The sequence below is a fragment of the Muriicola sp. Z0-33 genome (assembly GCF_026126425.1).
Lineage (GTDB): Bacteria > Bacteroidota > Bacteroidia > Flavobacteriales > Flavobacteriaceae > JAFMPW01.
The window spans coordinates 42,341-49,113 of sequence record NZ_JAFMPW010000020.1 but is presented as its reverse complement, the minus strand read 5'-3'; the positions used below and the strand labels follow the sequence as shown (position 1 = coordinate 49,113).

6 protein-coding genes and 1 other RNA gene are annotated in these 6,773 nt (G+C 40.2%); 2 read left to right on the top strand and 5 right to left on the bottom strand.

Features of this window, described 5'->3' with window-relative positions:
* Window positions 1-77: 77 nt before the first annotated feature.
* From J1G40_RS17600 to J1G40_RS17590, 3 genes are read right to left on the bottom strand one after another with little or no spacing between them, the layout of a single operon-like run.
* Window positions 78-989, bottom strand: a complete 912-nt coding sequence (locus J1G40_RS17600; RefSeq protein ID WP_265243979.1) for a restriction endonuclease subunit S — start codon at window positions 987-989, stop codon at window positions 78-80.
* Window positions 973-2,541: a type I restriction-modification system subunit M gene (locus J1G40_RS17595; protein ID WP_265243978.1), complete on the bottom strand. Its 1,569-nt coding sequence runs from the start codon at window positions 2,539-2,541 to the stop codon at window positions 973-975. The genes J1G40_RS17600 and J1G40_RS17595 overlap by 17 nt, the downstream gene beginning before the upstream one ends.
* A 57-nt stretch (window positions 2,542-2,598) precedes the next feature.
* Window positions 2,599-2,796 (bottom strand): hypothetical protein, encoded by a 198-nt coding sequence (locus J1G40_RS17590; protein ID WP_265243977.1) that lies wholly within the window; start codon window positions 2,794-2,796, stop codon window positions 2,599-2,601.
* A gap of 435 nt (window positions 2,797-3,231) precedes the next feature.
* On the opposite strand from J1G40_RS17590, the gene J1G40_RS17585 reads away from it, so the two are divergent.
* Window positions 3,232-3,645 carry a hypothetical protein gene (locus J1G40_RS17585; protein ID WP_265243976.1) on the top strand — a complete coding sequence of 138 codons (414 nt, stop codon included), beginning with the start codon at window positions 3,232-3,234 and terminating at the stop codon, window positions 3,643-3,645.
* A gap of 349 nt (window positions 3,646-3,994) precedes the next feature.
* Here J1G40_RS17585 and J1G40_RS17580 read toward each other — a convergent pair whose 3' ends face one another.
* Together J1G40_RS17580 and ssrA are read right to left on the bottom strand one after the other, a co-directional pair.
* A complete protein-coding gene (locus J1G40_RS17580; RefSeq protein ID WP_265243975.1) occupies window positions 3,995-4,279 on the bottom strand; it encodes a DUF2188 domain-containing protein in 285 nt (94 codons plus the stop codon).
* 617 nt (window positions 4,280-4,896) lie between these two features.
* Window positions 4,897-5,295: a transfer-messenger RNA gene (gene ssrA / locus J1G40_RS17575) on the bottom strand.
* Between the two features lie 242 nt (window positions 5,296-5,537).
* Between ssrA and J1G40_RS17570 the strand changes: the two genes are divergently transcribed.
* Window positions 5,538-6,743 (top strand): NAD(P)-dependent oxidoreductase, encoded by a 1,206-nt coding sequence (locus J1G40_RS17570; protein WP_265243974.1) that lies wholly within the window; start codon window positions 5,538-5,540, stop codon window positions 6,741-6,743.
* The last annotated feature ends 30 nt before the right edge of the window (window positions 6,744-6,773 follow it).

The following is a 6,773-nucleotide window of genomic DNA, read 5'->3' as shown; positions in this document are numbered from 1 at the left end:
TAGAAAAAAACAGTCCAGGGAAAATCATTTAACTTCGTGAAAGCACTCTCTTAAATTTTAACCCAAAAAGTTCAGATTTATTTGACGACATACACTTTTGTATCTCCCTGTCCGTACATTGCAACTAACACAGCATTGACAGGTATAATTTTTGCCGAACTTTCTTTTAAAGCCAAGGAAGAAATATATTCTTCAGAATCAATTATAACCTGATTCTTTAACTCACCTGTTTTCAACCAAGGAAAGTCTTTTGATGACCAATACTTCTCAAAACTGCGATTAGGCGTTGCTCCACTGGTCATTTTAGAAGTGAAATTTTTTAATTCTTTGACCCACCAGCCCTCAGGAATCTCTTTATCCAATTCTTCATTATAAACCATTACACCACCAGATGATTTATAAGGGTTACCTTCTTCATTAGGAAACTCAAAGTCCACAAACCAATGTTTGTATAGGGCTTGCGCGGTTTCTTCTAGTTTTTGGTTGAGTTGTTCGTTAAGCGCAATACGATTGATAATGGTGTTGTATTCGTTAACGATCTGCTGTTGTTTTTCAATTGAAGGAACTTTAATCGGTAAAGAACATAGGTCATCCCAAGTAATTCGTCCTCTTATATCTCCACCACTTAAAAACCATAAAAATCTATCTGATTCTGACCTTTTAAACCACATCATCAAATATTCAGGTAGCAAATGGTTTTCATCAATCACTTCAAAAACAAAATATGCCGTAGATATTATAGCTATATCCTTATGCGTCAATCTTGAAATTGGCAATTTTTTATCCCTTCCAACACTCATTAGCTTACAACCAAATTGTCCTTTTCTAATTATTTTATATTTCGTTAGGTCAGTACCATTGATATTTGCAACTGATGGCATAAATTTTTTATCAAGATTTACCCCAAGCAATAAATCAATAGAACCTTCTTCATTTCGATCATTACATTGGCGAATAAACTCACCTATTTTTCTATAATTCGATTTCAAATCCTAGCTTTTTAAAAACTTTTAGTAATTCTTGCTTCGATTGTTGTTCTTCTTTTAACAAGTCTGTAAACTCTTCTTTAAGTATTTCCATCTTTTCATCAAAGTCAATATTTTCATCTCTATTGACGAACTCAATATATTTACTTGGTACTAAGGAATAGTCTTTCTTTCGCACTTCATCAAGATGTGCACTGTAACAATATTCTGGCACATCTGCATAACCTTTATCATGTTGTTGCCAATTGTGATAGGTTTTTGCAATCTCATCAATTTGCTCTGGACTAAACTGAATGTATTTTTTTTCAAACGGCACACCAATTTTTCTTAAATCCATAAATAGAATTTCGTCTTTACGATTTCTATAATCTCTAGAGACATCACCAATATTTCTAGTGTGTTCAGCTTTGTTCTTGTTTAAAATCCAAAGCGTAACACTAATAGTAGTCGTATAAAACATATTTTGTGGTAGAATCACAATCGCTTCCACCAGCCCATTATTAATGAGTTTTTTACGTATTTTATATTCTTCACCACCACCAGAAAGTGCTCCGTTGGCTAATAGAAAACCTGCCACGCCATTTTCTGAGAGTTTGGATGCCATGGTAAGAATCCAACCGTAATTGGCGTTACTCGTAGGTGGTACGTCGTAACCCATCCAACGTGGGTCGTCTATGAGTTCATTATCAGTGCGCCAGTCTTTTTGGTTAAAAGGTGGGTTGGCCATAATATAATCGGCCTTTAAATCTTTGTGTTGGTCATCGGCAAAAGTATTGGCTGCTTTTTCACCTAGATTTCCGGAGATACCACGTATGGCAAGGTTCATTTTCGCCAGCTTATAGGTGGTATTGGTATATTCTTGTCCGTAGATAGAGATATTACGTTTGTCTCCGTGATGACTTTCTATAAACTTAATAGACTGGACAAACATACCACCAGAACCACATGCAGGATCATAGATAATACCTTCGTAGGGTTCTATCATCTCTGCAATAAGGTTTACAATACTTTTTGGGGTATAGAACTCTCCTTTCCCTTTCCCTTCTGCTATGGCAAACTTGGATAAGAAGTATTCATATACTCGCCCAACTACATCTTGGGCTTTGTCTTGCTGTGTATCAATATTATTAATGGTGTCTAAAAGCGCGGCAAGCTTACTAATGTCTAATGCCAACCTAGAAAAGTAATTGTCTGGCAAGGCACCTTTTAATGAAGGGTTATTCTTTTCAATAGTATGTAAAGCCGTATCTATCTTTAAGGCAATATCGTCTTGCTTTGCATTTTGTATAATAAACGACCAACGTGCTTCTGGCGATAGAAAAAAGACGTTCTTCATATTGTAGAACTCCTTCATCTCAATATACTTCTCTTTGCCTTCTGCAATGAGTTCTGCTTTACGTGCTTCAAATTTGTCGGAAGCAAACTTTAAAAATATTAGTCCAAGTACGACATGTTTGTATTCTGAAGGTTCAACAGAACCTCTTAGTTTGTTAGCAGAATCCCAAAGTGATTCTTCAATTGATTTTTGTTTTTTGGTTGTTGATTTTTTTGCCATTTAGTCTTATGCTTTAGAAGGCCCCAATGTATTATCAAGCCCCCGATTCCTTAAGTATTAGTGATAACTAGACCTGCTCAAATCAGTGAGTTTACAGATATCCTCAACAGTAAAATTCAGCTTAATAATATACCCTGTAAAAATATTGGTGTTCTCGTCCCAATTCGACTCTTTTAAGGACAAATAGGTATAACCCAATTGGGTAAGATGCAGTATTGCGGGTAGTTTTACTCTAGAGTCCTCGTTAAATTTCATTTAGCAATTTGATCTGTGATATGAAACTGCAATTTAATTGCAGTCTAATGTAACCATTCTCCCACAAAAAGGGATAACATAAATCGGGAACCTTATACAATTCTGTAAACAGCAACCTTTATCGATGAAATGCACAATTGTTGCATTTTAAATGTAAGAAAGCCGTAGTTGAAGTAAAGTGACGAAATTTTAAAGAGAAAGCGTTGTGGGAAACCATAATTGATAAGTTATTCATAAAGTATATAAATGCTATGTAAGGATCTGTTGCTGTTGCTCTTCTATTCCCATATTGCCAACTACACAATATCCTTGATCATCCATACAATTTGTATTGTATAGATGAATAATAATAATCAATTTTATTAATGAACCTTTCTTGGAGTTTAATCTTCTAATTGATTTTGCCTAATGGCTGTTTAATTAAATAATAAAACCATGCCTGTTTTAACACCAATTATGCCCGCACAAGTGCCTTGTGATGGTAACTGGCACAAGATTCATATTACTTCAAATATCTTTGCCCATGTTTTTGTAAAATTTAATGGTGGAGTATGTAAATTTACTGCCCGCCTTATAGATAACCCTCAACCTCCTGCACCAGGAGGCGCTCCTGCTCCACCCAATGTAAAAAAGGAGATGGTCATCCCCACCGCTGGCGGTTGGAGAGGTCTTAACGCAATCTTTGATGACTTTGAGGTAAAATGCGAACCTGTCGTTGGAGACGGGGGAGGAAACCCAACAGAGGAAGAACAACAAAGACCGCCAGAAGTTCAGGCAAGCAGGAAAAAAGGCGATCCACCCCCAGCCATTCACGAATGTCCCTTTGAATGGTATATGAGTATAAGCTAAGCCTGTTCTAGCTGGTTAATGCTGTTATATGAATGAATTGGATTGGTAGCCGAGGAGGTTACCTCCTGTAGGAGGTTGCTGTGCTATATAATCAAACTGTAATTATCACTCCAATTTTTGGTATAGTATTTAGTTAACGGGATTGCTTCGTCGTTGCACTCCTCGCAATGACGTGCACGCAACTACAATTTCAATTATAAGTACGTCATTGCGAGGCACGAATGTGCCGTGGCAATCCCGTGAACCTAACGCATACCATGAAAGAGAAATTCCAGGAAGCTGTAGTGCCGTATATCGATTCGCCCAGGCGAATCGAATCTGGGAACTTTACTCCGGCGACTTGATCTCCTCAATCATCATAACTCACCCGCTCTCTAATCCCCCCGCTAGCACGGTGGATAATGACATCAGCCTTGTATTTTCTTGCTAAACTTTTGGCCTTGCGTATGGCGGTACTCTGTTTTCTGTGCTTGCTGGTTATACGCTTGTTGCCTTCTCTGCGTACCGCCCAACCTTCTTCATAAGGAACCACATGTTGGTGCCAGGTACGGCCCCGTTTGCTGCGTTGCGAACTATCAAAAAAGAGCTCCACAAGCTCAATAAGGGTGCGTAACCAGGATTTGCCTTTAGACATATGCGATTTTTTACTCGTTTCGAAGATAGTAAAAACCCTCCCATTTTGTATTTGGTTTTCCTGCGTCCCGGGACTGTGCTTATTAAGGGGTTAGGGTTAACTTAATGAGATTGCCAAGTCCATTTGTATGCAGAATTGGTATTACGAGATTGCTTCGTCGCCCCGCTGCAAGCGGGGCTCCTCGCAATGACAAACCCACTACTACCATTCATACTTTGCGCCCGTCATTGCGAGGCACTTTAGTGCCGTGGCAATCTCGTCAACTTAACAAAGACCTTGAATTAGCAATCTCGTAAAAATACTGTGAAAGACCCTCGGAGCAAGCTGGCGCGCTGGCCTTCGAATCCTGGAGGCGAAACCGACGAAGGAGGTTCATGAATTCATATGATACATATAACTAGCTATGAATAAACAAAAAAGCCACCTTTAGGTGGCCTTTTAGAGTAGAGCCGGAAAGGTTACCTCACCACGCCAAAGCATGGCTCGGTGTTCACCCCTAACCAATGTTGCAAATAAAAATACCCATTGCTTAGGCAATGGGCATCTTAAATCTTTCAAAAATGCTCAAGCGAGCTTGGCATTTACTTATGCTTTAAGCTGCTATGTATTTTTGAGTGTCGTGGAGCCGGGGAGAATCGAACTCCCGTCCAAACAAGCAATTACAATGCCCTCTACATGCTTAGTTTTCGTTCGTTTTTCGATGCACAACCGACCGAAAACCGCCTATTGTACACTTAGCTTCTTAAGGTTTTGGTGGTGATAACGAAGCCCTATCACCCTTGTGTTGACTTTTTTGGTGCCCCGATACTGGTCGCCGTCAACAAGGGCTACCATGGGACATCTCGCTTCTCCGCCTAGCGGAGACGAGGCATTATCCTACTATAATTCGGATTATGCGGCAAGAGCGTAGTTATTATCGCCAATTAAAAGTGTGAAATATGAGATTAACGAGCTGTATCCCAGCGCTCGACATGCTAACATTCCAATTGGTCTCGCTGTCAAAACCAGTCGGCCCCAGTGAACCAGATATGCAAAGCATATCGTTTGTGAACTGTCCTAAACCGTATTCCGTCAGGAATTCTGGTTTAGGGCATTTCATATTAGTTCATTTTCAAAGAACTTTTTTCCTTACCAAAAAGGAAAACAAAGGTACACAATTCTAATAGCTTGGGACCCCACTTCCACAAGCAATAGTTAAAGCTTGCGTACCCTTGGTTTTCACCCTATTTTTACGCAAATTCTATACCAAACCAGACTTATGAAATTCGGAATCATCAGAGAGCGTAAAAACCCACCAGACCGCCGTGTGGTGCTGTCTCCCCAGGCCTGCCAAAAAGTCCTGGAGACCCATAGCGGGGCCCAGATTATAGTAGAACCTTCTCCCATTCGCGTCTTTACAGATGAAGAATATACCCAGTCAGGGATACCCGTAGCAGATCAAATGGAAGAATGCGATGTATTACTTGGAGTTAAAGAAGTACCTATTGCTAATTTGATCCCAAACAAGAAGTACTTTTTCTTTTCACATACCATTAAAGAACAGCCTTATAACCGCGAGCTTTTACGAGCCATATTAAATAAAAATATTGAGCTCTATGACCATGAAGTAATCACCAACCAAAAAGGGATTCGCCTGGTAGCTTTTGGTCGCTATGCGGGTATAGTGGGCGCCTATAACGGTTTCAGGGCTTATGGTCTAAAAACCGGACTTTTCGCATTACCGCGGGCTACGGAATTAGTAGATAGGGAAGCCCTGATCCGCGAACTCTCCACTCTTGAGCTCTCCAATATAAAAATACTACTCACCGGAAAAGGCAGAGTAGGGAACGGGGCCAAAGAAATGCTGGATGGGATGGGACTTAGAGAAGTTGATGTAGCTGCCTATCTGAACAACACTTTTGAAGAGGCCGTTTATTGCCAGATAGATGTAAGCGAATACAATCTTAGAAAGGATGGTGCAGAGGGAAATATGCAAGACTTTTTTGCTCATCCCGAGGAGTACAAATCCAATTTCTTTCGGTTTGCCAGGGTCACAGATTTTTATATTGCCGGGCATTTTTATGGCAGTGGGGCACCCTACCTCTTTACCCGTGAAGATGCTAAACAACCCGACTTTAAAATTAAGGTGGTTGCCGATATCAGTTGTGATGTAGATGGCCCTGTGGCTTCTACACTAAGAGCCTCTACCATAGCCGAACCGGTTTATGGCTACCATCCTGAGACCGAATCGGAAGTAGATTATAAAAATCCCGAGGCTATTGCTGTAATGGCGGTAGACAACCTGCCGGCAGAACTTCCCAGAGATGCCAGTCGCGGCTTTGGATTTACTTTTGTTGAAAGTGTTATCCCCGCCTTTTTTAATGAGGATGCAGAAGGGGTTTTAGAACGCGCCCGAATGACGCATAATGGACAACTTACCCAGCGATATGCCTATTTGCAGGATTACGTGGATGGGAAGGATTGATATTATCAAATGCTTTGCGGGATTGCTTCT